Origin of the sequence: Sulfitobacter sp. OXR-159 (genome assembly GCF_034377145.1) — a bacterium.
Taxonomy (GTDB): Bacteria; Pseudomonadota; Alphaproteobacteria; order Rhodobacterales; family Rhodobacteraceae; genus Sulfitobacter.
This window is the reverse complement of the sequence record NZ_CP139707.1, coordinates 2,718,652-2,743,381: the sequence shown is the minus strand read 5'-3', so window position 1 is coordinate 2,743,381 and position 24,730 is coordinate 2,718,652. Positions and strand designations below refer to the sequence as shown.

Below are 24,730 nucleotides of genomic sequence, written 5' to 3'. Positions count from 1 at the left end.
GTGCAGGTCAGCCACCGGCAAGCGGCACATAGCTTTCGATCAGCGATCCTGCCAGCATGTACCAACCGTCGATCAGCACAAAGAAGATCACCTTGAACGGCAGGGAGATCAACACCGGGGGCAGCATCATCATGCCCGCACTCATCAAGACCGAGGCGATGATGAGGTCGATGGCGACGAAGGGCAGGTAGATCAGAAAGCCGATGGTAAAGGCGCGGCGCAGTTCCGAGATCATGAAGGCCGGAACGAGATGGCGAAAGGTGGCCTCCTCTGCCGAGGCGGGCAGGGGGGTCTCTTCGGCCTCTTCATCCGCCGGGGCGATGCGCAGGAACAGGGCGTAATCCTCGGGCCGGGTGTTGACGTACATAAAGTTTTTGAACGGGGCCGCGATCCGCTCCAGCGCCTGTTCTTCGCCGATGGCGTTTTCCAGCAGCGGCTCGATTCCGGCCTCATAGGCGTCCTCGAACACTGGCTGCATGACGAAGAAGGTCATGAACAGCGCCAGCGAGGTCAGCACGATATTGGGCGGGGTCTGGTTCAGGCCAAGGGCCGAGCGCAGCATCGACAGGACGATGACAAAGCGCGTGAAGCTGGTCATCACCACCAAGAGCCCCGGCGCGATGCTCAGCACGGTGACCAGCGCGATGAACTGAACGATGCGGCCCGACAGATTGGCGTTTTCGTCACTGCCGGGCGCGGTGTCGCCAATCACATCCGACAGCGTGGAGAGAAACCCTCCGTCTTGGGCCATGGCCATGCCGCCACTGGCGAGAAGCACCAGCAGGGCAAGGCCCATGCGGCCCGACGCATAGGCGCGCAGAGAGGGGAGGTCAGTCAGGGACATAGTCCTTGACGATCTGGGTCAGGGACACGCCAAGCCGGTCTTCGCCGACCTTCACAAGATCGCCGCGCGCCACCAGACGGTCAGAGACCATGAGGTCGACCGGCGCGCCGATTTTGCGGTTCAGCTCTACAATGGAGCCTCGGGTGAGTTCCAGCAGGCGCGAAATCGGCATGCGGGCTTGGCCCAGCACGATCTGCACATCTAGGCCGACGTTCAACATGGCGTTGATACCAGCGCCACCGGCCTCGGGGCGGGGGGCAAGGGCGTTGCGCGAGTCTTCAGTGTCGAGTTGCGGGAAGACGCCCGCGTCATCGCTGCCTGTACTGGCGGTATTGCCAAAGGCATCGGCGCGCGGCTGTTCTGGCGTTGCGTCAGGTGCTTTGCCTTCGGCGTTGTTGTCGTCTTTGGGCGATTGCAGGTCAGGCTTGTCCATTTCCGTCCTTCTCCTTTTGTGCTGTCAGCGCCCGCGCATGGGTGTCGCGCAATTCGGCGAGCAGGCGGTCGCAAATCTTTTTGAACCCGTAATCAAGGCTGCCGTGATCCCATTCCATGCGGGCATCCCCATCGGGCAGGCCGGCATCGGCGCGCAGGTCCAGCACGCCGTCGCATTTGTAGTACACAGCGCGTTGGCGCAGGTCTGGGCCAATCTGGTCAAGCGTGGCGGGCGACAGGCGCACTTTGATCTGGCTCGACCCGATGGCCATTTTCAGCGATTGGGTCACGGTCTTTTTCACCCGCGCGGTCGACAGGCGTTCGATCACCTCGGGCAGGACGATCTCGCAGGTTTGCAGGGTAAAGCCCACGATCTGCGCCATCAGCGCCTCTTGATGGGCCTGCATCGCCTGCGACAGCCGCGCCAGTTCCTGTGCCAGCTTTTCAGCCATCACGGCATGTTCGGCCTGCATGGTCTGATGCATCTCGGCCCGGCCCGCGTCGGCCCCGGCCAGATAGCCTTCGATATGGCCTTGCTTATGGGCCTTTTTGATCTTCGCTTCAATTTCTTCGGGCGTGGGCAGCGCCGGATCCTGCGGCTTGCTCTTGCCGTCTTCGTCGAAGTTTTGCAGCTTGAGGGTTGTGATCACAGATCATCCCCTTCCGACAGCCATTGGCCCAGAACCCGCAGGGCGTCTTCGGTGTTGTCTTCGGCCAGTTCGGCCACGGCGCGCAATTGGCTGTGTTGCACCGCGCCCTCGACCGAAGCAAGTTGCACCATGTCGCGGGGCATCTCGTCCATTGGGCCGAGCACCGCACCGGTCTGGACGCCCGCCGGGGTGGGCAGGCGGTTTGGCGGGGTCTCGTTCTGGGTGCCGCCGGTCAACGCTTTGGGGGCGTTATTCTGCTCAGGACCGTCCAGCAGGCCCGCGTCTGCGCCAGCACCGGCCAGCGCGGGTTGGGGCAGGGTGGCATCCAGCACCATGCGCAGCGGGCGCGCGCCCAGCACCATGATGATCGCCACCAGCGCCAAGGCAAAGAGCGAGCGCAGGATGGTCATGGCGTTATCGGCCAGCACCGCGCCCAAGCCACGGCCTGCGGGGCTGCTGAACTCGGAATCGAAATCAAGGAACTGAAGGCTGTCGACCTGCACCTGATCGCCGCGTCCCTGATCAAAACCGATGGCCGTGCTGACCAGTTGGCTCAGACGTTGCATTTCTTCGGGGCTGCGCTCGATATAGCCCTCGGACCCGTCGGGCAGGGTGCCATAGCTGCCGTTCACCAGAACAGCGACCGAGATACGCTCGATATCGCCCGGCTCGCGCACAAGCTCGCTCTGGACCGAGCCGATTTCGTAGTTGATGATCTCGTCGTTCTCGGAGCGGGTGGACTGCCCCGCGCCGCCGCCCGCATCGTCGCGCAGCTCATCGGGGATGTTATTGGCCACATCCACCGTCGCCGCCGCCGGGTCGGTTTCATTGGAGTTGCGCACGCGGGTTTCGATCGACCGCGCCACCTGCTGGGCGGGATCAAACGTGCGGGACACACGCACCTCACGCTCGGTCGTCAGATCGACACTGACCCGCACGCGGGCATTGCCCGGCCCGACGCGGGCGTTGAGAATGGATTCAACCTTTTGCGCCAGTTGCTCTTCGATCATGCTGCGCTGACCTTGGAGGGAGAAGTCAGAGCTGCCGCCTTCATCCTTGGCCAAGATCGTCTCACCCGAGGCCGACAGGACGGTTACGTTCTGCGCTTCCAAATCTGCTACGGCAGAGGCCACCAGAGCCTGGATCGCCTGCGCTTGGCTGCGGGTCATGCTGGCGTTGGCCTGCGAGCGTACGATGACCGAGCCGCTGGCCTCGGCCCGGCTGCGCGAGAAGGCGGCGCGTTCGGGCAGCACCAGATGCACCCGCGCGGCTTTGATGCCACTGATGGTTTGGATCGACCGGGCCAGCTCGCCTTCCAGTGCGCGCAGCCGGTTCACCTTTTGCATGAAGGAGTTCATCCCCATGCCGGACATATTATCGAAAATCTCCCAACCCGGCACGCCCTCGCCCGGCAGCCCCGCATCGGCCAGCGCCATGCGGGCACGGGCGATATCGGTCTCGGCCACCGAAATGGTATCGCCATTGCGCGACAGGTCGACCGTGAGCCCCGCCTGTTCCAACGTCTGCATCATCTGCGATGCGGTGCCGGGGCTAAGCTGGCTGTAAACCGGAACATAGGTAGGGGCGAGGATGGTCCGCGCGCCGATAAAGATGGCCGCGGTGATCGCCAGACCGATGCCGCCCAGAAGAGCCAGCCGCTTTGGACCTAAATCCTTAAGGTTTTCAACGATCTGATTCACGGGCCCTCACTCGATTGGATAGTCCGAGCATTCCCCGCTCGGTCGCCACTATGCAAGCATATATCGGTTTATACTTGCCCGATCCAAAAAATAAACAGGTTTCTGTTGCAATAAAGCTTGTTTGGGGATGTATTTGTTCTTGCATATGGCGCTCCGCGCAGGATCCGATTAAGAGTTGAAGAATGAAAAAGCCTCTTGCTATCCTTGCTGTCGTCTTGCTCTGCCTTCTTGCTGGCGTCGGTGGGGTGACGCTTGCCATCGGTCCTTCGGGGCTGTTGAAAATAGTGGGGCTCGGCGGGGATGAAACCGTCGAGGATACGGTTGAGACCGCTGACAATGCCCATGGTGAGGAAGGCAGCGAAGACGCGCATGGCGAAAAGCCGAAGACCGAGATCAAGATGCCGGTCATGCCTTTCCCCGAGATCATCGTGAACGTCACCGATACCGGGCCGCAGGGCGGGCAAACCAGCCGGTTTCTCAAGCTCAACATGCTGATGGTCTATGACGAAACCGCCGAGGGCGCGGACCGCCTGATCGCGCGTGAGATTTACCTGCGCGACAGCTTCCAAGATTTCTTGCGGCAGTTGCATGTCAGCGACCTGACGGGCAGCTATGGGCTGGCGATGCTTAAAACCGAACTGCTGCGCCGGGCGCGGGCGGTGGGCCACACTGACGCGCCGCATGAAATACTGATTGCCGATATGGTGGTGCAATGACGATAGCGGATTCCTCCGATGCGCTGAGCCTCGAAGAGACGATGATCCGTCAGGCGCGCGAAAGCTTTCAGCGCCTGCCCACGCTTGAGATCATCATCGACCGTCTGTTGCTGGCTTTGGTGCCCGACCTCAAATCCTATTGCACCGTAGCGCCAGAGATCGAGCTGAGCTCGCTGGAATATATGCCCTATGAGGACGCGATGGAGAGCATTCAGGCGCCCTCGCTTATCGCCATCGCCAATGCCGAAGGCTGGGGCAGCCAGATCGCCTGTGTGGTCGAGCCGGACCTGCTGTTTTCGGTCCTAGAAATCATGCTGGGTGGTCGCCGCGCCACGAGCCAACAGTGGAAGCCCCGCGGGTTGACCGCGATTGAGCAGAAACTGGGCCGCAGGCTGGCGGAACTGTCGCTTAAAGGGCTGGCGCATTGCCTGCAGGATGTCAGCCCCGTGCAATTCGACATCCAATCGTTGGAGTCCAATCCCCGGTCGGTCATGCTGGCCGCGCCGCGCACCGCGACGGTGCTGGTCCGGATGCATCTGCAGTTCGAAGACCGCAGCGGCCATATGGCGCTGGTGCTGCCCTATGGCACGCTGGATGAGGTCAGCGCGCAGTTGGCGCAGCCGTTCCTTGGCGGGCGCTCGCCCACCGACAGCAACGCGCGCAAAGATATGAACAGCCAGATTTCCAGCACCACGGTCACCATCACCGGCGTGCTCCAAGAGGTGACGATCCCGCTGCATGAGGTGCTGGAATGGAAGCCCGGTCAGGTGATTGATCTGGGCATGACGGTCGATACCCCCGTGGTCGGCATGGTGAACGCGCAACCGATGTTTCGAGCCGCCTTTGGCCAGCGCAGCAATGGCGCCTTGGCGCTGCGGGTGATCCAATCCTTGCTCCCTAAGGAAAATCAGGAGGACAGCGATGATGATGCCGGCCTTGATTGATATCCTCATCATCGTGCTGCTGGTCGGCACGCTGGTCTATGCCTTTATCCTTGACCGCCGGGTTCGCGCTCTAATGGCGACCCTGAAAGAGATGGAGCCAATGGTTGGCGCCTTTTCCAATGCCGTCGATCAATCGGCCCGGTCGGTCGAAGACCTGCGCGACCTCAGCACAAGGGTTCAACGCGCCGAGCCGCCTGTGCAGCGTGACGCCCCACAGCACCGCAAAGCCGCCGCGGCTGAACCTACTCCGGCAGGCCAAAGCCCGGCAGAGATGCGCGCCGCGCGCCTGAAGGGGCGTTCCCAAGTGCGCGGGCAGGCGGCGGTGCAGGGCAAATCCGAACTGGTCCGCACCTTTTTCGACATCACCAAGGAGCGTAAGGAATGAGCCGTATCTCCCTACCAAAGATCGCACTGTTTGGCCTTGGCGTCGCTGGTGTGCTCAAGCTTACGGTTGAGTTCATGCCGATGATGGCTATCGCCGAGACGCCCAGTGACACGCCTCCGGTCCCGATTGAGCTGGCCGCCGCCCCTGCGCCGCCCAGCTATGACGCCAGCGCCCCGGGCGAAAGCGGCATGTGCGAGCCGAGCCATCTGATCGCCGAGGCCATCGCCGAAGAGCGTGCGCTGTTGAAAGACCAACGCGATACGATTGCCGACCGTGAAGCCAAGCTGGCGCTGGCCGAGCAAAGCCTCAAAGCCGAGCAGACCCGGCTAGCCAGCCTGCGCGATGAGATCGGCGCGCAGTTGAAGGTGATCGAAGAGGCCAACAATCAGGACATGACCAAGCTGGTCGAGCTCTACCGCAACATGAAGCCACAGGTGGCCGCAGGCATCATGGATGAAATCGACGTGGAAACCGCCGTGCAAGTGATCGGTGCCATGCCCGAACGGGACGCCGCGCAGATCATGGGCTCGTTCAGCCTTGTCCGCGCACGGTTGATCACCAAAATCCTGCTGGAACGCTCCAAACTCCCCGCCGACCGCAACCTCGAAGGGCTGCGCCTGCGCTGAGCAGACGGGTTAATCCTCGCGGATCGACGACCCTGCAGGCGGTTTGCGACGGACGTTCCGGCGCAGATCCATGACAAAGCCGATGATCTCGGCCACCGCCTGCCAATGTTCCATTGGGATACGGTCATCCACTTCCACCGCTGCATGTAGCGCACGGGCCAGCGGGCGGTTTTCGATCATCGGAATATCGTGCTCCTTGGCCAGTTCGCGGATGCGGTGGGCCATCACATCGGCGCCCTTGGCCACGCAGATCGGCACATCATCCACGCCCTGTTCATATTTCAGCGCTACGGCGTAATGGGTCGGGTTGGTCAGGACCACGCTGGCGCCCGGGATCGCCTGCGCGATGCGCTGGCGTGCGCGAGCGCGGCGCAATTCGGCCCGGCGGCCTTTGATCTGCGGATCGCCCTCGCTGTCCTTATGCTCGTCGCGGATTTCCTTGAGGCTCATCATCTGCTTCTTCTTCCACTGCGCGCGTTTCCAAATGATGTCGGCAATGGCAATGGGGACGAGGAAGGTGGTCGTTACAAGGAAAATCCAGCGCACCTTTTGCAAAGTGGCATCAAGTAAAGTCTCAGGCACAAAGGCCTGCGTCTGACCCAGAGACTGCGCAATATCCCGCACGGCCCAGACGGTGATAAAGCCGATCACCAGCACCTTGGCGGTGTTCTTGGCAAATTCGACAAAGGCATCGGCGGAGAACAGGCGCTTGAAGCCCGAGAGGGGGTTTAGTTTCGATATCTTCGGTTTGATCCGCTCGGCTGCAACCACCGTCTCGCCTTGAATCAGCACTCCGAAAAGCGCTGCCAACACCATAATTCCGACTACGGGCATCATCGCCAGCCCCACCGTAAAGCCCAGCGATTTAAGGACACCGCCGGCTTCAACCAATCCGGTGCCGCCGGTGCCGATCGCGGTCACACCTGCGCCCAAAAGCGGGCGTTGCAGTGCGTCGACAATGCCGCCAATCGAACTGGGCAGCACGAAGATCAGGATCAGCAGTAAGGCAAAGACCAGCATCGCCGTGCCGGTCTCACGCGATTGTGGCACGTCGCCTTTCTTGCGCGCGTCGCGGAGCTTTTTCTCCGTCGGCTCTTCGGTCTTACTGCTCTTGTCCTCTTCCGACATGGCCTAGAACCCGTAGGTGGTGAGCCATTCCGCGAATGGCTCCAAAAACCCGCGCATCATGGTCGGAACCGCCAGCACCATCAAGGCCAGCCCGGCGGCGATCAGCAAAGGCTGCGCGATAAAGAAGACCTGAAGGCTCGCCATCATGCGGTTCGCCAGACCCATCCCGACGTTCAGCACCAGACCCGCCACATAGAAAGGCGCGGCGATGGACAGCCCAAGATACAGGCTGACCTGCGTCGCGCGGGCAAACTGATCGGTAAGATCGGCCAGCATGAAGGTGCCGGGGATGAAAACCTGATAGGACATCAGAAGCGATTCAATAATCAGGTGGTGCAGGTCAGTGATGAAAATCAGCGCCGTGGCCCCGATGAGCAGCATCGTGGCCATGCTCGTTGCCCCCTCAAAGGCCCCAATGTTGGGTGCCAAGGCGTTGGCCAGCCCCGACATCAAGGCCATCTGATAGCCTGCAAATTGCAGCGCCGAGAGCAGCGTGCGCGCCACCAGCCCGATCCACAGCCCCACGGTGATTTCCGAGCCAAAGATCAACAACAGGGCACCGGGGCGATCTTCGGCCACCGGGCCAAGGCCGGTGACCGGATAAAGCGCGGCACTCAGGATCAGGCCAAAAAACAACCGGTGCCGCGTGGGCACCGAGGTTTCAGCAAAGCCCGGCATGAATAAAAGCGCGCTGCCGATGCGGGCGAAGACGACGAAGTATCCCATCAGCGCGTCGGTCAAAAGGGCAGAGAGGTCCATCTCTAGCCCCCGATGGTGGCGACGGTCCGCAGTGACACCTTGCGGTGGATTTCGGCGTTGGAAATGACCGGCGTCATCGGGCTGACCCGCTCCAACATGGAGCGCACATAGGACCGCGCCTCGGGGTTGACCATCAGCGCGGGCCAGCTGTCCTCAGAGGCGAAGCGCTGGATCTGCTGGCGGGCTTGCAGCACGAATTCCTGTACCCGTTTGGGCGACATGACGAATGTGCGGTCATCACCGACCATCTTGACCGCGTCAATGAACTCGGCCTCCCACGAGGGCGACAGGGTGATGACAGGCACGAAGCCCTGCCCATCGGACAGACCTTGGCAAATCTGGCTCGACAGGCGGCGGCGCACGTTTTCCAGCACCAGCGCGGGCTTGCTGGTCTGTCGTGTGGCCTCGGCCATGGCCTCAACGATCAGAGGCAGGTTGCGGATCGACACACGCTCCAGCAGCAGTTCCTGCAAGACCTGCTGCACCAGAATGGCGGGGGAGGGGACGGGTAGATCGTTGACCAGCTTTTGATAGTTCCGGTCCAGCCCCTCAATCGCCTCTTTTGCCGAGCCGTAGGTGAGCAGTTCGGACATGTTTTCCTTGACCACTTCGGTCAAATGCGTGGTGATCACGCTTTCGGGGTCCACCACCGTATAACCCTGGGCCTCGGCCTGATCGGCGACCTTGCTGTCGACCCAAAGCGCGTCGAGCCCAAAGGTGGGTTCGCGCGTGGCCTCACCGGGCAGTTGCAGTGGCGCGCCTTCGGGGTTGATCACCATCATCTGGTTGGCGCGGATGTCGCCCTTGGCCACATCAACGCCGTGGATTTGGAAAGAGTAGCTGTTGATCGGCAGGCTCACGTCATCCTTGATCCGCACTGAGGGCATGGGGAAACCGAACTCTTCGGCGAAATGTTTGCGCAGGGATTTGATCTTGCTCGGCAGCACCGCGTCGGGGCGGTTGGCCAGCGCCACCAGCCCTTCGCCCAGCACCAGCCGCAACTCGTCGAGGTGCATGGGGTTGGCATCGACCTCCGGCATGTCCTGCTTTTTCTGTGCCTCTGCATCAGCCTGCGCCTTGGCCTCTGCCGCCTCTGCCGCGCCGCGCTGGATCACCACGCCCAAGCCCACCATGGCAGCGGCCAGAAGGGCGAAGACCAGCAGCGGAAAGCCCGGCAAAAGGCCGATGCCGAACAGCAGCAAAGCCGCCATGTAAAGCGCCTTGGGGAAGTTCGACAGCTGGTCAAAGACCGCCTCGTTCGCCGCGCCGCGCGTGCCGCCTTTGGTCACGATCAGACCGGCGGCGAGCGACACTACCAGCGCCGGAATTTGGCTCACCAGCCCGTCGCCGATGGTCAGCGAGGTAAAGACGTTAAAGGCATCGCCCACACCCATGCCGCGCTGCACGACGCCGATGAGGATGCCGCCGATGACGTTGATCAACGTGATAATGAGCCCCGCCACCGCATCGCCGCGCACGAATTTCGACGCACCGTCCATGGCACCGAAAAACGCGCTTTCGTCTTCCAGTTCCTTACGGCGGCGACGGGCCTCGTCTTCGTCGATCAATCCAGCGCCCATATCGGCATCGATCGCCATTTGTTTGCCCGGCATCGCATCGAGCGAGAACCGCGCGGCAACCTCGGCGATACGGGTCGAACCCTTTGTAATCACAACGAAGTTGATGATCACGAGGATGGCAAAGATCACCACGCCGATGACGAAATTGCCCGCCACGATGAACTTGGAGAAACCCTGGATTACATCCCCCGCCGCATGGAGACCCGCATGGCCTTCGCTGAGGATCAGCCGGGTTGAGGCCACGTTGAGCGACAGGCGCAACATGGTCGTGACCAGCAGCAGCGTCGGGAAGGAGTTGAACTGCAACGGCGAAGGGATCCAGAGCGCCACCATGAAAATCAGCACGCTCAGCGACAGTGATAGCGCGAGCCCGAAATCGAGCAAGATCGGCGGCAGCGGCAGGAACAGAACCGCCAGCACCAGCGCCATGCCGACGGCAAAGCTGACGTCTTTGTTTGCGCCGAACATGCTCAGCTGCGGCAGGATGGTGTTCGGTTTCGTACTCATCCCGCATCCTCCGCGTGGACGGTGGTGAACTGTGGCAGGACGGGCTGCATCTCATGGGCTGAATAAAGCGAGCGGCGCGCATTCGCCGCCCCGCCGATCTGCGCACCCCATGTGGCCTTGGCCGCCAACCTGTCATAACTGCCCGAGCTGCTGCGAGGCGTCTTGCGCGGACGCGCGGGAACGGGGCTGGCACTGGCCAGCGCCTGAAACTCCGGCAGCCGCGCATTGGCGGCAGAGATGTTCTTTTGCAGACGGTCAAGGTAGGTGTCGCGGTACTCAGGCTCGAATGAATGGTACGACCCCGCGGCCTGCATCCAACTTCCCGTGCGGCGGTGCAACCGTTTGAGGAAACGCGCGGCGTAATCGACGTTCACGCGCGGATCGAACCCTTGGGCGGGGTTGTCGAAAGCATCCGGGTGCCAGCGCATGTTGATCTGCATACAGCCCACGTCAATGGAGCGGATGCCACTCGCCTGCCGCTCTGCGATCCAATCAAGCGCGGCGTTGCGGCTGTCGAAGAGCCGCCCTTCGCCCGCCGCGTTGACCGCGTAGGGCCAGACGGTGAAATGCCCGTTGCGCCGGGTGCCCGCCTCTTGCAGGCCGATGGCCAGCAGCAGGTTATCTGGAATGCCATGCCGCGTTTGCGCCGCCAGAATTTCGCGGATGCAGACGCCTTCGGGCCCGCCTTTGGCGGCCAGCGTCCGGGCTGTCTTGGTCACCGCGTTTTTCTGCGATGGCTCATAGAACGACCCCCAGCCTTGGGCGAGGGCAGGGGTCGCAAGCACCGCCCCCAGCAGCGCCGCACGGGCCATATGCCAAAGCGCTCTCACAGCCCACCGTTCTGCACGAGGTCAAAGACCGTATCTGACAGGTTCTTCAGCGTGGCATACATGAACGGCGTCGCGGCCAGCAGGGTGACAAAGATCATCACGATCTTGGGCACGAAGGTCAGCGTCATTTCTTGAATTTGCGTGAGCGCTTGGAAAAACGCGATCACCAGACCAATCGCCAGCGCCACCCCCAGCACCGGACCCGAGGCCAAAAGCACGGCCCAGACGGTAGCAGAGATGATGTCATAGGTCTGGGTTTCGGTCATGGCCTAGATCGGCATCCGCAAGATTTCCTGATAGGCTTCGACAAAGCGGTCGCGCACCGACACGGCGACTTTGACTGTGCTTTCCATCGCCAGCATCGCTTCGACCACCTGCTGGGTATCCGCCTCACCGCGCAGCCCGGCTTGGGCCACGGCCTCGCCCTCGCGCACTGTTTCCAGCGCGTTTTCCGAGGCTTGCTGCACCATATTGGTGAAGCTATTGGCGCTGGCGCCTGCCTCTTCGGCGATAGCTTCGCCTTTTTGCGCCGTTAGCGATTGCGAGGTGCGATAGGCACCGCGAACCGCGGCGGTCGAGATCAGGGAGGCGGGATCGCTCATCTCAGGTTACCTCACTTCAGCAGGTCGAGCATCTGACCGCGCATCCGGCGGCCTGACTCGAACATGTTCATGTTGGCCTCGTAGTTGCGCGAGGCCTCGCGCATGTTGGCCATCTCAATGATCGGATCGACATTGGGCCGATTGACATAGCCGGTGTCATCCGCCGCCGGATGCGACGGGTCATAATCGCGGCGAAAGGGGGATTGGTCGCGCCCGATCCGATCGACCTCAACCAATGACCCGCCGCCATTGCGGTCTATCAACTCGGAAAAGCTGATGGTCTTGCGCCGAAACGGATCGGCGCCGGGCGTGGTGCCCGTGGAATCGGCGTTGGCCACGTTTTCCGAGATCACCCGCAAACGCGCGGTCTGCGCGGTCATCCCGCTGGCGGCGATTTTGGCGATAGACTGAAGCGGATCCATGCGTTTTCCTTACCTGTTCCCGGTGACGGCCATGGTGAGCAAGTCATAGCTTTTGCGGTAAAGCTGTGCTGCCAACCTGTAATGGTCACCGATCTCGGCGGCCTTCACGGCCTGTTCTTCGAGGTTTACGGTATTGCCATCCAGCGTGGTGCCAATGGCGCTGCGATCCGTCACCTCACGCACGCCGGGCGTTCCTTGGGCGACACCGGTGAAATGCTTGTCATGGGTCGTCACCAGCCCTTTATCGCGCGACAGCTCTCCGCTCAGCATCGATTCAAAGGACGATACATCACGTGCTTTGAAGTTCGGTGTCGACGCATTGGCGACGTTTTCAGACACGACCTTTTGCCGGGCCGAAAGCCACTGCATCCGGTCCGAAGCGAGTCCAAGAATAGAAAGATTAGACAAGTTCATTTTTTTGCCTATAGCCTGTTTAATCCTTGTATAGTAAATATTAGCTTGCTCTCCTAGAGGAAATTTATCCATGCAGACACTCTTTTCCGAGCTGACAAGCTTTGCCCGCGAAGCGGGCGAGGCCGAGATCACCGGCGAAGTGCGCGCGATCACCGGCATTACCCTGACCGCCGTGGGGCTGGAGCGGGTGCTGGGCATCGGCGAGCGCTGCATCGTGCATGGCTCTGACGGGCCGGTTCATGCCGAGGTCGTGGGCCTTGGCACCCATGGCACCGAATTGCTCCCCTTCGGCTCATGGCGCGGGGTGGCGGCGGGCGACCGGGTGGAGGTCGCGGTTGGCCGCGATGTGATCCGCCCGGACGAAAGCTGGAAGGGCCGTGTCATCAGCGCCTCTGCTGCACCACTTGATGGAAAGGGGCATCTGCCCGAGGGCAACGAGCCCCGCCCGCTGCGCGCCGCCCCGCCGGGTGCGTTCGACCGCAAACGCATCGGCCCGAAACTGGCGACCCATGTACGCGCGCTCGATGTCTTTACCCCGCTTTGCCAAGGTCAGCGCTTGGGCATTTTCGCAGGCTCCGGTGTTGGTAAATCGACGCTGATGGCCATGCTGGCACGCTATACGGACTGCGATGTGGTGGTCATGGCACTGGTCGGCGAACGCGGGCGCGAGGTGCAGGATTTCATTTCATCCGACCTTGGCCCCGAGGGGATGGAGAAGGCGGTTCTCGTCGTCGCCACGGGTGATGAGCCACCGCTGACCCGCCGCCAAGCCGCTTGGACCGCCATGGCCGTGGCCGAGCATTTTCGCGATCAGGGCCAGCACGTGCTGCTCTTGATGGACAGCGTAACCCGTTTTGCCATGGCACAGCGCGAAATCGGCCTCGCCTCGCGCGAACCGCCCACCGCCAAGGGCTATCCGCCGACGGTGTTCTCGGAGCTTCCGCAGATGTTGGAGCGCGCCGGGCCGGGGCCGGTGGGCAAGGGCGACATCACCGCGATTTTCACCGTTCTGGTGGATGGCGACGATATGAATGACCCCATCGCCGACGCCGTGCGCGGGATCACGGACGGGCATATCGTGTTGGATCGAAAGATTGCCGAAAAGGGGCGTTATCCAGCGATTGATCTGCTGGCGAGCGTCTCGCGAACGTTGCCGGATTGCCACAGTGATGTGGAGTATACGCTGCTCACTGCCGCTCATAAGGCGCTGGCAGCCCATGCGGATATGGAGGAATTGATCCGCATCGGCGCTTACCGCAGCGGCAGCAACCCCGAATTGGACCGCGCCATTGCCTTTGCCGGGCCGTGCGAGACATTCCTTAGCCAGCGCAAGGCCGAGCATACCCCGCCGCAATCCTCGTTCGCCGAGGTGGCAGGGATGCTCGACCGGGCCGGAATCAGCCCCGGCTGATACCTCCTATTGCAGGCGGCGCAGCAGATCGACCGAAGGCTCGCCCGTCGCAGGTAGGCCCACGCTGGCCTGATAAGCGCTGATCGCCTTGCGGCTGTTTGGCCCGATCACCCCGTCGGTGCCATCGGTGTCAAACCCCCGCGCGGTCAGCCGCTGTTGCAGCGCCATCCTGTCGTCCTTGGTCAACCCGTTGGCATCAGGGGGGAAGCTGCCGCGCAGCGGCCCGCCCCCGGCGATGCGATCGGCCAGATGGCCCACGCCGATGGCGTAGCTGTCGGAGTTGTTGTAGCGCTTCAGCGCCCGGAAATTGCTGGTCACGACAAACTGCGGCCCGCCTGCCTGCGGCTGGATCACGGACCCGGCGCTGGCGGGGATGCTGCCCACTTCGCCGCCCCATTTCACGCCGCGCGTCCAGCCGTTGCGCGACAGATACGCGGCGGTCGAGGCTAGTGCATCGCTGGGGTCTTCCGACCAGATGTCGCGTCGCCCGTCGCCGGTGAAATCCACCGCGAAAGCTTGATAGGAGGTGGGAATAAACTGCGTATGCCCCATGGCCCCGGCCCAAGATCCGGTCATGCGGTCGGCAGTGATATCGCCGTTTTGCAGAATTTTCAGGGCCGCGATCAGCTGCTTTTCAAAGAACGCCCCGCGCCGCCCGTCAAAGGCCAGCGTCGAAGTGGCCGAAACGACAGGTACATTCCCGCGCCGCTCCCCGAAATAGCTCTCCAGCCCCCAAACCGCCGCGACGATCTCTGCCGCCACACCGTAGCGGTTCTCAATCGCGTTCAGCGTGCTGCGGTGCCGTGCAAAAGCCGCGCGCCCCTTTGATACACGCTCGTCCGAGGCCGCGATCGCGAGGTAATCTTCCAAGCTGCGGCTGAATTCCGTCTGGTTACGGTCCCGCTTCACGACGCCGGGCAGGTAGCCCGCGCCGCGAAACCCTTGAGCCAAGGTGTTGGCGGAAATACCTTGTGCCGATGCACGCCCCTTAAACGCCGCGACCCAAGCATCATATCCCGCGTTGGGCACCGGGCGCAGATCGTCCGGCACCCCCGCCGCCGCTGCAGGGCCAAGCGCGCCGCCCCCAGTTGAGCAGGCCGAGGTCAGTCCCAGAGCGGCGAGGCCGAATGCGAATGTTCTGCGTGAATGTCTCATAAAACCTGCCTGTCGCTGCATTGTTGCGTTTTGCGCAGCATATCGCAGGCAGGTCGCCCGACAAGGCGGGATCGCCAAGATGGCAAGCCTTCGCCGAGGAAAAATTGACCCTTGGGCTTATTGTCCGGGCTGGAACAGGGGCACGGTCGACATCGACATCTTGGCCGAACCGTCCTGCACCTGCTGGCTGTGGCTGATGTAGATCAGCGTATTGTTCTCTTTGTCGAAAATACGCTTCACCCGCAGGGTTTTAAAGATGATCGAGCGGCGTTCGCTAAAGACATTCTCGCCTTCATCATCCATCTCGATATCGCCAACTTCAATCGGGCCGGTCTGGCGGCAAGAGATGGAGGAGTTCGACGGGTCTTCGAACCAGTTGCCCTTTTGCAGCCGGTCAATCAAACCGCGTTCGAAATAGGCCAGATGACAGGTCACGCCCTTGACCTTGGGGTCGGCCACGGCTTCGACGATGATGTCATTACCCAACCAGTCCACATCGACATTCCCAACCTGTTCGGCAGGGGCGGCAGTGGCGAAAAGGCAGGCGGAAAGGGCGGCGGCGCGCGCGAATATCTTGTTCATGGCAGGCAAACGCGCGACGGGCAGGGCGGTTCCCTAGGCTCCGCCGAATTTTCGACAGTCTCTACCGCCGCTCTGCCAAGGCGCAAACGGCTTCGTGCTGGCTTAGAAAGACCTCGCCGGTGAGGTCATCCAGAAAATGACTGCGCTTCAGTCTGTCCATCACCGGACCTTTCACCTCGCTCAGATGCAGCCGGATATCGGCATCCCGCAGCCGTGTGTTGATCGCCTCAAGCGATTCAAGCGCCGACAGGTCGATCTCATTCACCGCCGGGAACATCAGGACCACATCGGTCAGTTCGGGCTTTTCGGCGGCATGGCGTGCAAGCTGGTCTTCAAGGTACCGCGCGTTGGGGAAGTAGAGGCTTTCGTCCACCCGCAGCGACAGCACATGGGGCTGGGTCTCAACTTCATGGCGCAAGACATTGCGGAAATGCTCAGTCCCCGGCACCCGGCCCACCACGGCCATATGCGGGCGCGAGGTCTTGTAAAGATGCACGAGGATCGAGGTGACGACCCCTGCGCTTACGCCCGCTTCCACGCCGAAGACCAGCGTCAGCAGGATCGTCACGCTCACGGCGGCGAAATCGGCATGGCTGAAGGCCCACGCGCGTTTGAGGATTGAGAAATCAACGAGGCTCAGCACCGCGACGATGATCGTGGCGGCCAGCGTGGCTTTCGGCAGGAAGTAGATCAGCGGCGTCAGAAACAGCGCCGCGAGCGCGAGCCCTACGGCGGTGAAGGCCCCCGCGGCGGGCGTCTCGGCCCCCGCGTCGAAATTCACCACAGAGCGAGAGAAGCCCCCGGTGACCGGAAAGCCCCCGGTGAAGGCCGCGCCAAGGTTCGCACTGCCCAGACCGATGAGTTCTTGATCCGGGTCGATGCGCTGGCGTTTCTTGGCGGCCAAGGTCTGCGCCACGCTGATGCTTTCCACAAAGCCGATAATCGAAATCAGCAGCGCGGGGATGAACAGCTGCGACAGTAGGTCGGGCGAGAAGGAAGGCAGCGTGAGCGGCGGCAGGCTTTGCGGCACTTCGCCCACGATGGCCACGCCGCGGCTGCCCAGATCAAAGGCCCAGACCGCCAGCGTGGTGCCGACGATCGCCAGCACTGGCCCCGTTTTGGCTCCGATATCGGCCAAGCGTGGCCCCAGCCCCATACGCAAGAGCAAGGGCTTAAGCCCGCCCCGCACCCAGAACAGGAAAGCCGTCGCGGTAACGCCCAGCAGAAGGGTGATGGGGTTCACCTCCCCCAGATCCGCCCAAAGGCTGGCGAGGATTTCGACCAGCGTATGGCCTTCGCCTTCGATCCCCAGAATATGACGCAATTGGCTGGCGGCAATCAGGATGCCCGAGGCAGTGATGAACCCCGCGATCACAGGGTGAGACAGAAAATTCGCCAGAAAGCCCAGCCGGAACAGCCCGAGCGCTAACAGCATTGCGCCGGATAGAAACGCCAGCGTCAGCGCCGCCGTGACATAGCCCGCCGTGCCCGCTTCGGCGATATTGCCCACCGCCGCTGCTGTCATCAGCGACACCACGGCCACCGGCCCCACCGCCAGCGCCCGGCTGGTGCCGAAGATGGCATAAAGCACAATCGGCGCGATGGAGGCGTAGATACCCGCCTCAGGCGGCATCCCCGCAAGCAGCGCATAGGCCAGCGATTGCGGGATCAACATGATGGTGACGATCACCGCGGCCACCATATCTCCGGTGAACTGGCCGCGATCATAGCGCCGCCCCCAGTCGAGGATCGGCAGATAGTGCGCAAGGGGCCGCAGGGTCATGTAAGGCAATCCGTCAAGGGGAAAGGGCCGCCCCGAAGGGCCGCCCGGTCTGGTTTAGTCGAAACGGTTAACCGGCAATTTCAGGTAGTGGTTGCCGTCATCCTCGGCATCGGGCAGGCGCCCGCCGCGCAGGTTGATCTGCAAGGCCGCAAGGATCCGATTGGGCAGCGAAAGCGTCGCGTCTCGCTTCTGGCGGCGCTCGATATAGTCCTCGCGCTTGGTGCCGTCCTTGACGTGGATGTTCTTGGCCTTGTGCTCATCAACCGTGGCTTCCCACGTCGGTTCCTTGCGGTCATCGGTGCCATAGTCATGGCCGATGTAAAGCCGTGTGTCGCCGGGCAGGGCGAGGATGTCTTGGATCGAATCCCAAAGCTCTGCCGTTTTGCCCCCCGGAAAATCCGACCGCGAGGTGCCCGCATCGGGCTGCATCAATGTGTCATGCACGAAAGCCGCATCGCCGCAGACGTAAGTGATCGACCCCAGCGTGTGACCGGGCGACAGCATCACTTTGGCGTCCAATTCACCGATCTTAAACGTCTCGCCTTCTACGAACAGATGGTCAAAGTCGCGATCGGGGTCAAAGGCGTTCGGCAGGTTGTAGAGGTCGGCCCAAATCTTGGCGATCTCAGGCACCAGCGCGCCGATGGCATTGGGCGCGCCAGTTCGTTCTTTCAGATGGGCAGAAGCCATGACGTGGTCCGCATGGGGATGCGTATCAAGCACCCATTCCACGCTCAGGCCGTGCTCTTTCACAAGGTCCAAGACCTGATCCATGCTTTCGGTGCTGAACTTGTAGTTCTTCGGGTCAAAGTTCCAGACTACGTCAATCAGCGCGGCCTTCTTGGTCGCCGGATCGGCGCAGATGTATTGGATCGAGCCTGTGTCGGGCTCATAGATGCCCCAGACATCGGGGCTGCCCGCACCGGTTGAAGGGGAATGGCGCACGACGGGTGTATTCAGAGGGTCGCTCATCAGGCAGGTCCTTTCTTGGTTTTGGTCATCAAATCAGGGGTGTGGCGGGCGATCCACATGCCGCCCAGCATGAAGGGCACAAAGATCAACGTGCCGCTGGCCGCCAAGGGCAAGGCGGTCAGCGCAGGGCCGGGGCAGAAGCCGCCCAAGCCCCAGCCCACGCCAAAGATCGCAGCACCGGTCAGCAGTTTGGGCTCAAGATCGTTGCGGGTGGGGACGCGGAATGTGCTGTCGAAATAGGGGGTCTGACGGCTGCGGAACAGCCATGCAAAGCCCGGTGCGGTCACGGCGATGGCACCGCCCATGACAAAGGCGAGGCTGGGATCCCACGTGCCAAAGACATCAAGAAAGTTCAGCACCTTGGCAGGGTCCGCCATGCCAGAGACGATAAGGCCGATGCCAAAGACGAGGCCGGAGAGGAGGGCGAATATCTGTTTCATATCACGCCCCTAACACATGCCGCATGACAAACACGGTCACGAAAGCCGTTGCCATGAAGGTCACCGTTGCCACGATCGACCGCGCCGAGCCACGGCTGATGCCGCAGACCCCATGGCCCGAGGTACACCCATTGCCATAGGTCGCGCCAAAGCCGACCAGCAGCCCGGCCAGAGCCATCAAAAGCGGGTTCGACGGCACCCACTGCTGCGGCCAGCCGCCCGAGACAATCAACCAAAGCGGTGCTGCCAGCAAAAGCCCCAGCACGAAAAAGAACGAAACGCCCCGCGCTTCGCCGTCACTGCTGCGCGCAAATAGCCGTGAGGTCAGCCCGCTGATGCCCGCGATGCGCCCGTTCGTCGCCATCAGCAGCACCGCCGAGGCCCCGATCAATGCGCCGCCGCCCAGCGACAGCCAAGGTGTGAATTCGGTTTCCATCTCTCAACTCCTTACGCGCCCGCCTTGGCGGCTGGCTTGTCTCAGACTGCTGTTCAGTATATATTACCAATTCCTAATATTCAATGATGCTAATATGAAAAACTCGGACGATTTCTTGGACGGTGACATTGCCGGAGCGGCTGCCCTGATGACGATGCTCGCATCAGAGGCGCGGCTGCAGATCCTGTGCCGACTGCTGGGCGGAGAGCGTTCGGTTGGGGATTTGGCGCAGGCCTGCGGGTTGTCGCAATCCACCATGTCGCAGCAGCTCAAAAAGCTGAAAGAATCGGGGTTGGTCGATAGTCGCCGCGCGGGGCAGACGATCTTTTACCGGGTCAAAGGGCAGGAGGCCGTGGCCGTTCTGGAAACGCTGCACGGCCTCTACTGCGCGCAAAAATAAACGTCCGGCAAAACCGGACGCCTCTTTCATGCTTTGCTATCCGCGTAGGATTTGACCAACTGGCCGATCTTCTCTTCGGTCAGGTCAATACCGCGTGATTTGCCTTCTTGCAGGGCCGTGTCACCGTCCCATCCCTTGTCTGCCGCAAGGGCCATCAGCGTCATCGCCCCGGCCCGTTTGCCCGAGGCGCAATGCAAGAACACGGGCTGCGGCAGGTCATCCAATGACTTGCGGAATTCGTCCACCGTATCGGGGCCAAGCGTATCGGGCGTGACCGGATGGTGCAGGTAGTTCAGCCCCAGCTTCTCTGCGACCAAACGTTCTTCATCCGGGGAAAGGCCGCCTTTCTCATCCGAAGCACGGAAGTTCACCACCGTTTTCATTCCGGCAGAGGCCGCCTGTTCCAGCGCTTTGGCGTCCGGCGTGAATAGGGCCACATTATGCGTGGGATCAATGGTCGCGATCTTCTGGCTGTTGTCGGTCATTCTGGCCTCCTTCTCTGCGCGGGCGATATTGCCGCGCGCGATGGTTTCAGCAGCACAACACCAGATCGACGCAACTGTTCCCTGCGCAGAAGGCGGGCAGCGAGGGATTGCTTTATCCGAGTATTAAAGTCAGGATTGTCACCGCTGACCGATTTTGCTAGGCAGCACAAAGTAATTCCGCTTGGCGTGACAGCTGCTTTGACGATTCTGCCCGGCCGTGGCAGGCGCCCCAGCAGTGCGCCGTGATCAAAGATAAACCCATCGGGAGCCACCCCATGCCGCATTTTCGTTCCGCGTTCCTCGCGGCCCTGTCCCTGACCATAGCTCAAGGTACCGCCGCCGAGACGCCTGCCGCCACAGCGGCGACAGCGGCCCCCTCGCTTAAGGTCGAATTGAACGCCGCCGACACCACGGAGGCCAATTGCAAGCTGACCTTTCTCATCACGAACGACCTCTCCGCGCCCTTGGACAAGGCCGTTTATGAAACCGTGCTGTTCGACCGCGAAGGCACCGTGAACCGGCTGACCCTTTTCGACTTTGGACAACTGCCCGTAGGCCGCCCGCGCGTGCGCCAATTCGTGGTGCCGCAGACCACCTGCGAAAACCTTGGCCGTATCCTCTTTAACGGTGCGCAAAGCTGTGACGGGGCGGGGATCGAGGCGGGCACCTGCGAAAACGCGCTGGCCCCGGCAACCCGGACCGAGATCGAGGTGCTGGGCTGATGAACCAACTGGATGAACTGCTGACCCCTCTGCGGGGCATTGCCGAAACCGGTGGCCCGGTTGTGGTAATCCTCATGGCCGTGGCGGTGCTGACCCTCGCCGTGGCACTTTATAAAACATGGCAGTTCCGCGCCGCCGCCGTGGGCCGTCACCGGGCGCTTTCAGAAGCGGTAAATGCTTGGGAGCGCGGCGATGCCGCCGCTGCACGCTCAGCGCTGGGCCGGTCGAAAAGCTACCTCGCCCCGGTGATCGAACTGGCCATGTCTGCGCCCGACGCGGGCGCTTCGCGCTTGCAGGCCGAGGCCGAGTTGCGCTTTGCCAAGCTGGAGCGTGGCTTTCGTCTGCTCGATTCCGTGGCGCAGCTTGCCCCGCTCTTGGGCCTCTTTGGCACGGTTCTGGGCATGATCGAAGCCTTCCGCGCCTTGCAAGACGCAGGGTCGCAGGTGGATCCTTCGATCCTCGCGGGGGGCATCTGGGTGGCGCTTCTGACCACTGCGGTGGGCCTCGTCGTTGCCATGCCGACCGCGCTGGTGCTCAGCTGGCTGGAGCAGCGGATGGAGACCGAGCGCGTCATCGCCGACAAGGCGATCCTCACCGTGCTGCACCCCGGCCAAAACGCGGCCCCCGCCGCCACACCTGCCGCGACCCAATTTGCCGCCGCCGCGCCCCGGCCAGCCCATGGCTAGGCCACGCCGGCGGCGCAACCGCCTCTCCATGACCTCTCTGATCGATGTGATCTTTCTGCTGTTGTTGTTCTTCATGCTAACCTCGACCTTCTCAAAATTTGCCGAGATCGAATTGGCCGCAGCGACATCCGGGGCAGGGGCCGAGACGGGGGCGAAACCCTATTTCCTGCAACTGACCACCGAGGGGCTGCGCCTCAACGGCGATGCGCTGGCGCTCGACGCGCTGACCGCCAGCCCCTTGGCCGAGGCCGAGAAGGGCACGCCGCTTCTGGTCTCGCTCGGGGCCGAGGTCGAGGCGCAGGCGCTGGCCGATCTGCTCATCGCGCTGCGCGCCCTGCCGGGGCTCAGCGTCTCGGTTCTGGAGGGCTGACCATGCGTCCTATCGCCAAGGCTAAACCGCAACGCGAACCGACCATCGCGCTGATCAACATCGTCTTTCTGATGCTGGTCTTCTTTATGGTCGCAGGCACCCTGTCGCAGCCGCTGGATTCCGATCTCAACCTCGTCGAAACCCACGAGCTTGAGGGCCGCGCCCCGCCCAACGCGCTGGTGGTCCATGCCGATGGCCGCATGACATTCGCAGGCCAAGACCGCGCCAGCGTGGCTGAATTCATCGACGCGCTCCCCGAAGAAGAGCGCGACACCGTGCGGCTGCTGCCTGACCGCGCGCTGCCCGCCCGCCGCCTTGTGGAGCTGACCCGCGAGCTGCGCGGGGCCGGGGCAGAGCGCGTCATGCTTGTCACCGAAAGGGCGCTGCAATGATCCCCCGTTCTGGTCTCGCTAAAACACTTTCCATCGGCGTCGCGGCCAGCCTTGTCGTGGGCGTGTCGCAACTGGCGCAAATTGACGACAGCGCCAAGATCGCGGGCGGCGGAGCGCCTGCCGCGGCCCAGCTTGGCACCCGGTTTGAGGATATGGCCGTCGGCACTCTAGAGGCAGAACCGGTGGAAGAGATCACGCCGACCCCCGAGCCCGAACCCTTGGAGACCGCCGAGGCGCTGCCGCCGACCCCCGCGCCAACGGTTACGCCCACGCCCGCCGCCGAGCCCGTGCAAGCGGTGAAGGCAGAGCCCATGCCCGCGGCCCCACCTCCCACCACTGCGGCGCAGACACCCGTCTTGCCCGCCCTGACTCCGGTCGAAACCCCGCCCGAGACCGCCAGCGCCACGCCGACCATCACAGCCGCGGCCCCGGTGCCGCCGGTCGAGACCCTCACCGCCGAGGCCGAGGATGATGCGCCGCGCCTGTCGCAGCGCCCGCAGCGCCGCGACCCCGAACGCGCCGCCGAGGCCGCCAAGAAGGCCAAGCCCAAGCCGCAGCCGAAACCCAAGCCCAAGCAGACCACGCGCGGCAATGCGAAGCGCGACAACACCAAGGGCGCGCAGACCGCCGCCCGTGCGGGCAACGCCGCGCAGTCCGGCACCCGTCAGCGGGCCGCAGCACCTGCGGGCAATGCGGCGGCCAGTAACTATCCCGGCCAAGTGATGAGCCGCATCGCCCGCGTCGGCAAACCGCGTGTTCGCTCACGCGGGACCGCCGTGATCGCCTTTTCCATTGGCGGGGGCGGGCAGTTGGCAGGCGCACGGGTGGCGCGCAGTTCCGGGTCGGCGGCGCTGGATCAAGCGGCGCTTGGCATCATCCGGCAGGCCGCACCCTTCCCGCGCCCGCCCGCCGGGGCGCAACGCAATTTCTCGATCCAGATCAAAGGTCGGTAACCGGGCGGAGGGCTCAGCCCTCCGCGATCACCTGATCCACTGCCGTGCCGAGCATTTCGACGGTCATCTCGATCTCCTCGGGCGGCGAGGTGAAGGCCGGGGCCAGCAACACATGATCTCCCACAGTACCATCAGCACAGCCCTGCGACGGATAGCAGATCATCCCCGCCTCCATCGCCGCGCGTTGAATCTTGCCCGCAAGGTTGCGGCTGACGTCGAAGGGCGTCTTGCTGTCACGCTCGGCCACCAGTTCGATGGACCAAAACAACCCGCGCCCGCGAATGTCACCGACATGGGCATGCTGGCCGAACCGCTCGCGCAGCGCCGTTTCCAACTGCCGCCCCCGCGCGCGCACCGCGCTCAGCAAATCGCGGCTCTCGACCTCTTGCAGCACCGCCAGCGCCCCCGCCGTCGCCACGGCGTGCGACATATAGGTATGCCCGTTCCACAGATTGCCGCTGCCCGCCATGATCGCGTCGATCACGCTTTCGCGGGCCATCACCGCCGCGATGGGCTGGTAGCCCGCGCCGAGGCCTTTGGCCATGGTGGTGATGTCGGCACAGATACCTTCCTGCTCCAACGCGAAAAGGCTTCCCGTCCGCCCCATGCCGCACATCACTTCGTCGGCGATGAGCAGCACGCCGTGGCGGTCACAAATCTCACGCACCCGCTTGAAATACCCCGCAGGCGCGGGTTGTGAGCCGAGCGATGCGCCCACCACCGGCTCAGCCACAAAGGCGGCGACTGTCTCCGGCCCCAGTTCAACGATCCGCGTCTCCAACTGATCCGCCAAGCGTTGCGCGAAATCCGTCTCGCTCTCGCCCTCGCGTTGCAGGCGGTAGGCATAGGCCGCGTCGATATGTTCGACATCCATCAGCATCGGCGCAAAGGGCGCGCGGCGTCCGGCATGGCCGCCCACCGCCAGCGCGCCGAGCGTGTTGCCGTGATAGCTGGGCTTGCGCGCGATGATCTTCGCCCGCGCTTTGTCGCCCCGCTCCAGATGATACTGCCGCGCGAGCTTCAGCGCCGCTTCCATCGCCTCGGACCCGCTGCCCAGATACATCACCCGCCCTTCGCCGGTGCCCTCAGGTGCGCGGGCAATCAAATGGTCGGCCAAAGCCTCTGCCGGGGTATTGGTGAAGAGGCCGGTATGCGCAAAGGCGAGCTGGTCCATCTGCGCGGCGACAGCGGCGCGCACGGCGGCATTGTCATGTCCAAGGCTCGACACCGCAGCGCCGCCGCAGGCATCCAGATAGCGTTTCCCCTTGTCATCAATAAGGAAATTTCCCTCTCCGCGCACGATCACAGGTTGCGTGGCGCGCAGGTTACGGTGCAATACATGGCTCATCGTAGAATCCGATCCTTGGGGTCGACCCTATTTACCGCTTCGCTTGCTGACTGCCA

Annotated in this window: 31 protein-coding genes; 11 read left to right on the top strand and 20 right to left on the bottom strand. The window is 62.7% G+C overall.

Annotated elements, in window-relative coordinates:
- Positions 1-7 precede the first annotated feature (7 nt).
- From fliP to fliF, 4 genes are read right to left on the bottom strand one after another with little or no spacing between them, the layout of a single operon-like run.
- Positions 8-844 (bottom strand): flagellar type III secretion system pore protein FliP, encoded by an 837-nt coding sequence (fliP, locus tag T8A63_RS14130; RefSeq protein ID WP_322344166.1) that lies wholly within the window; start codon positions 842-844, stop codon positions 8-10.
- Complete coding sequence (locus T8A63_RS14125) at positions 831-1,277, bottom strand: FliM/FliN family flagellar motor switch protein (RefSeq protein ID WP_269343620.1); 447 nt, start codon at positions 1,275-1,277, stop codon at positions 831-833. Before T8A63_RS14125 ends, fliP begins: the two co-directional genes overlap by 14 nt.
- Positions 1,264-1,926, bottom strand: a complete 663-nt coding sequence (locus T8A63_RS14120) for a FliH/SctL family protein (RefSeq protein WP_322344165.1) — start codon at positions 1,924-1,926, stop codon at positions 1,264-1,266. Before T8A63_RS14120 ends, T8A63_RS14125 begins: the two co-directional genes overlap by 14 nt.
- Positions 1,923-3,626, bottom strand: a complete 1,704-nt coding sequence (gene fliF / locus T8A63_RS14115) for a flagellar basal-body MS-ring/collar protein FliF (protein WP_322344164.1) — start codon at positions 3,624-3,626, stop codon at positions 1,923-1,925. The genes T8A63_RS14120 and fliF overlap by 4 nt, the downstream gene beginning before the upstream one ends.
- 182 nt (positions 3,627-3,808) lie before the next feature.
- Here fliF and T8A63_RS14110 point away from each other — a divergent pair, with 182 nt between their 5' ends.
- The 4 genes from T8A63_RS14110 to T8A63_RS14095 are packed head-to-tail and all read left to right on the top strand — an operon-like array spanning position 3,809 to position 6,297.
- A complete protein-coding gene (locus T8A63_RS14110) occupies positions 3,809-4,342 on the top strand; it encodes a flagellar basal body-associated FliL family protein (protein ID WP_322344163.1) in 534 nt (177 codons plus the stop codon).
- Positions 4,339-5,286 (top strand): flagellar motor switch protein FliM, encoded by a 948-nt coding sequence (locus T8A63_RS14105; RefSeq protein ID WP_322344162.1) that lies wholly within the window; start codon positions 4,339-4,341, stop codon positions 5,284-5,286. The genes T8A63_RS14110 and T8A63_RS14105 overlap by 4 nt, the downstream gene beginning before the upstream one ends.
- Entirely contained in the window at positions 5,264-5,671 is a 408-nt protein-coding gene (locus T8A63_RS14100) for a flagellar motor switch protein (protein ID WP_322344161.1), read from the top strand. Before T8A63_RS14105 ends, T8A63_RS14100 begins: the two co-directional genes overlap by 23 nt.
- A complete protein-coding gene (locus T8A63_RS14095) occupies positions 5,668-6,297 on the top strand; it encodes a MotE family protein (RefSeq protein WP_300053957.1) in 630 nt (209 codons plus the stop codon). Before T8A63_RS14100 ends, T8A63_RS14095 begins: the two co-directional genes overlap by 4 nt.
- Positions 6,298-6,306: 9 nt before the next feature.
- Here the strand turns inward: T8A63_RS14095 and flhB are convergent, their stop codons facing one another.
- Genes flhB through flgB form a run of 8 tightly spaced genes read right to left on the bottom strand, consistent with a single transcriptional unit; the run spans position 6,307 to position 12,539 of the window.
- On the bottom strand, positions 6,307-7,425 hold the full coding sequence (gene flhB / locus T8A63_RS14090) for a flagellar biosynthesis protein FlhB (RefSeq protein ID WP_322344160.1): 1,119 nt from the start codon (positions 7,423-7,425) through the stop codon (positions 6,307-6,309).
- A 3-nt stretch (positions 7,426-7,428) separates the two neighbouring features.
- Entirely contained in the window at positions 7,429-8,184 is a 756-nt protein-coding gene (locus T8A63_RS14085) for a flagellar biosynthetic protein FliR (RefSeq protein ID WP_067630390.1), read from the bottom strand.
- A 2-nt stretch (positions 8,185-8,186) separates the two neighbouring features.
- Positions 8,187-10,271 carry a flagellar biosynthesis protein FlhA gene (flhA, locus tag T8A63_RS14080; protein WP_322344159.1) on the bottom strand — a complete coding sequence of 695 codons (2,085 nt, stop codon included), beginning with the start codon at positions 10,269-10,271 and terminating at the stop codon, positions 8,187-8,189.
- Positions 10,268-11,101 carry a lytic transglycosylase domain-containing protein gene (locus T8A63_RS14075; RefSeq protein ID WP_322344158.1) on the bottom strand — a complete coding sequence of 278 codons (834 nt, stop codon included), beginning with the start codon at positions 11,099-11,101 and terminating at the stop codon, positions 10,268-10,270. The genes flhA and T8A63_RS14075 overlap by 4 nt, the downstream gene beginning before the upstream one ends.
- Complete coding sequence (gene fliQ / locus T8A63_RS14070; RefSeq protein WP_067630399.1) at positions 11,098-11,367, bottom strand: flagellar biosynthesis protein FliQ; 270 nt, start codon at positions 11,365-11,367, stop codon at positions 11,098-11,100. The genes T8A63_RS14075 and fliQ overlap by 4 nt, the downstream gene beginning before the upstream one ends.
- Before the next feature lie 3 nt (positions 11,368-11,370).
- A complete protein-coding gene (locus T8A63_RS14065) occupies positions 11,371-11,703 on the bottom strand; it encodes a flagellar hook-basal body complex protein FliE (RefSeq protein WP_120350438.1) in 333 nt (110 codons plus the stop codon).
- Between the two features lie 11 nt (positions 11,704-11,714).
- The gene (gene flgC, locus T8A63_RS14060; RefSeq protein WP_067630405.1) at positions 11,715-12,125 is read right to left on the bottom strand and encodes a flagellar basal body rod protein FlgC; all 411 of its coding nucleotides are present in this window, start codon (positions 12,123-12,125) and stop codon (positions 11,715-11,717) included.
- Positions 12,126-12,134: 9 nt separating this feature from the next.
- Complete coding sequence (gene flgB / locus T8A63_RS14055; RefSeq protein WP_067630407.1) at positions 12,135-12,539, bottom strand: flagellar basal body rod protein FlgB; 405 nt, start codon at positions 12,537-12,539, stop codon at positions 12,135-12,137.
- A gap of 70 nt (positions 12,540-12,609) precedes the next feature.
- Between flgB and T8A63_RS14050 the strand changes: the two genes are divergently transcribed.
- Positions 12,610-13,950: a FliI/YscN family ATPase gene (locus tag T8A63_RS14050; RefSeq protein ID WP_322344157.1), complete on the top strand. Its 1,341-nt coding sequence runs from the start codon at positions 12,610-12,612 to the stop codon at positions 13,948-13,950.
- Between the two features lie 6 nt (positions 13,951-13,956).
- Here T8A63_RS14050 and T8A63_RS14045 read toward each other — a convergent pair whose 3' ends face one another.
- The 6 genes from T8A63_RS14045 to T8A63_RS14020 all read right to left on the bottom strand — a co-directional run bounded on the left by T8A63_RS14045 (position 13,957) and on the right by T8A63_RS14020 (position 19,318).
- A complete protein-coding gene (locus T8A63_RS14045; RefSeq protein ID WP_322344156.1) occupies positions 13,957-15,105 on the bottom strand; it encodes a lytic murein transglycosylase in 1,149 nt (382 codons plus the stop codon).
- Positions 15,106-15,222: 117 nt separating this feature from the next.
- Positions 15,223-15,687: a CreA family protein gene (locus T8A63_RS14040; protein WP_067938983.1), complete on the bottom strand. Its 465-nt coding sequence runs from the start codon at positions 15,685-15,687 to the stop codon at positions 15,223-15,225.
- Positions 15,688-15,748: 61 nt separating this feature from the next.
- Positions 15,749-17,470, bottom strand: a complete 1,722-nt coding sequence (locus T8A63_RS14035; protein ID WP_322344155.1) for a SulP family inorganic anion transporter — start codon at positions 17,468-17,470, stop codon at positions 15,749-15,751.
- 54 nt (positions 17,471-17,524) lie between these two features.
- Entirely contained in the window at positions 17,525-18,442 is a 918-nt protein-coding gene (locus T8A63_RS14030) for an MBL fold metallo-hydrolase (protein ID WP_300053985.1), read from the bottom strand.
- Positions 18,442-18,882, bottom strand: coding sequence for a YeeE/YedE family protein (locus T8A63_RS14025; RefSeq protein WP_067628501.1), 441 nt, complete (start codon positions 18,880-18,882; stop codon positions 18,442-18,444). The genes T8A63_RS14030 and T8A63_RS14025 overlap by 1 nt, the downstream gene beginning before the upstream one ends.
- A 1-nt stretch (position 18,883) precedes the next feature.
- On the bottom strand, positions 18,884-19,318 hold the full coding sequence (locus T8A63_RS14020) for a YeeE/YedE family protein (RefSeq protein WP_067628499.1): 435 nt from the start codon (positions 19,316-19,318) through the stop codon (positions 18,884-18,886).
- Positions 19,319-19,412: 94 nt separating this feature from the next.
- Between T8A63_RS14020 and T8A63_RS14015 the strand changes: the two genes are divergently transcribed.
- Positions 19,413-19,718, top strand: a complete 306-nt coding sequence (locus T8A63_RS14015; protein ID WP_067938992.1) for an ArsR/SmtB family transcription factor — start codon at positions 19,413-19,415, stop codon at positions 19,716-19,718.
- Between the two features lie 26 nt (positions 19,719-19,744).
- Here the strand turns inward: T8A63_RS14015 and T8A63_RS14010 are convergent, their stop codons facing one another.
- Complete coding sequence (locus T8A63_RS14010; protein WP_067938994.1) at positions 19,745-20,203, bottom strand: beta-lactamase hydrolase domain-containing protein; 459 nt, start codon at positions 20,201-20,203, stop codon at positions 19,745-19,747.
- Between the two features lie 275 nt (positions 20,204-20,478).
- Between T8A63_RS14010 and T8A63_RS14005 the strand changes: the two genes are divergently transcribed.
- The 5 genes from T8A63_RS14005 to T8A63_RS13985 are packed head-to-tail and all read left to right on the top strand — an operon-like array spanning position 20,479 to position 23,326.
- A complete protein-coding gene (locus T8A63_RS14005) occupies positions 20,479-20,925 on the top strand; it encodes a hypothetical protein (RefSeq protein ID WP_322344154.1) in 447 nt (148 codons plus the stop codon).
- On the top strand, positions 20,925-21,611 hold the full coding sequence (locus T8A63_RS14000) for a MotA/TolQ/ExbB proton channel family protein (RefSeq protein ID WP_322344153.1): 687 nt from the start codon (positions 20,925-20,927) through the stop codon (positions 21,609-21,611). The genes T8A63_RS14005 and T8A63_RS14000 overlap by 1 nt, the downstream gene beginning before the upstream one ends.
- Positions 21,604-21,981, top strand: coding sequence for a biopolymer transporter ExbD (locus tag T8A63_RS13995; protein WP_082849554.1), 378 nt, complete (start codon positions 21,604-21,606; stop codon positions 21,979-21,981). Before T8A63_RS14000 ends, T8A63_RS13995 begins: the two co-directional genes overlap by 8 nt.
- A 2-nt stretch (positions 21,982-21,983) precedes the next feature.
- Positions 21,984-22,373 (top strand): biopolymer transporter ExbD, encoded by a 390-nt coding sequence (locus T8A63_RS13990; RefSeq protein WP_322344152.1) that lies wholly within the window; start codon positions 21,984-21,986, stop codon positions 22,371-22,373.
- Entirely contained in the window at positions 22,370-23,326 is a 957-nt protein-coding gene (locus T8A63_RS13985) for a TonB family protein (protein ID WP_322344151.1), read from the top strand. The genes T8A63_RS13990 and T8A63_RS13985 overlap by 4 nt, the downstream gene beginning before the upstream one ends.
- Before the next feature lie 13 nt (positions 23,327-23,339).
- Here T8A63_RS13985 and T8A63_RS13980 read toward each other — a convergent pair whose 3' ends face one another.
- Complete coding sequence (locus tag T8A63_RS13980) at positions 23,340-24,674, bottom strand: aspartate aminotransferase family protein (RefSeq protein WP_322344150.1); 1,335 nt, start codon at positions 24,672-24,674, stop codon at positions 23,340-23,342.
- Between the last annotated feature and the right edge of the window lie 56 nt (positions 24,675-24,730).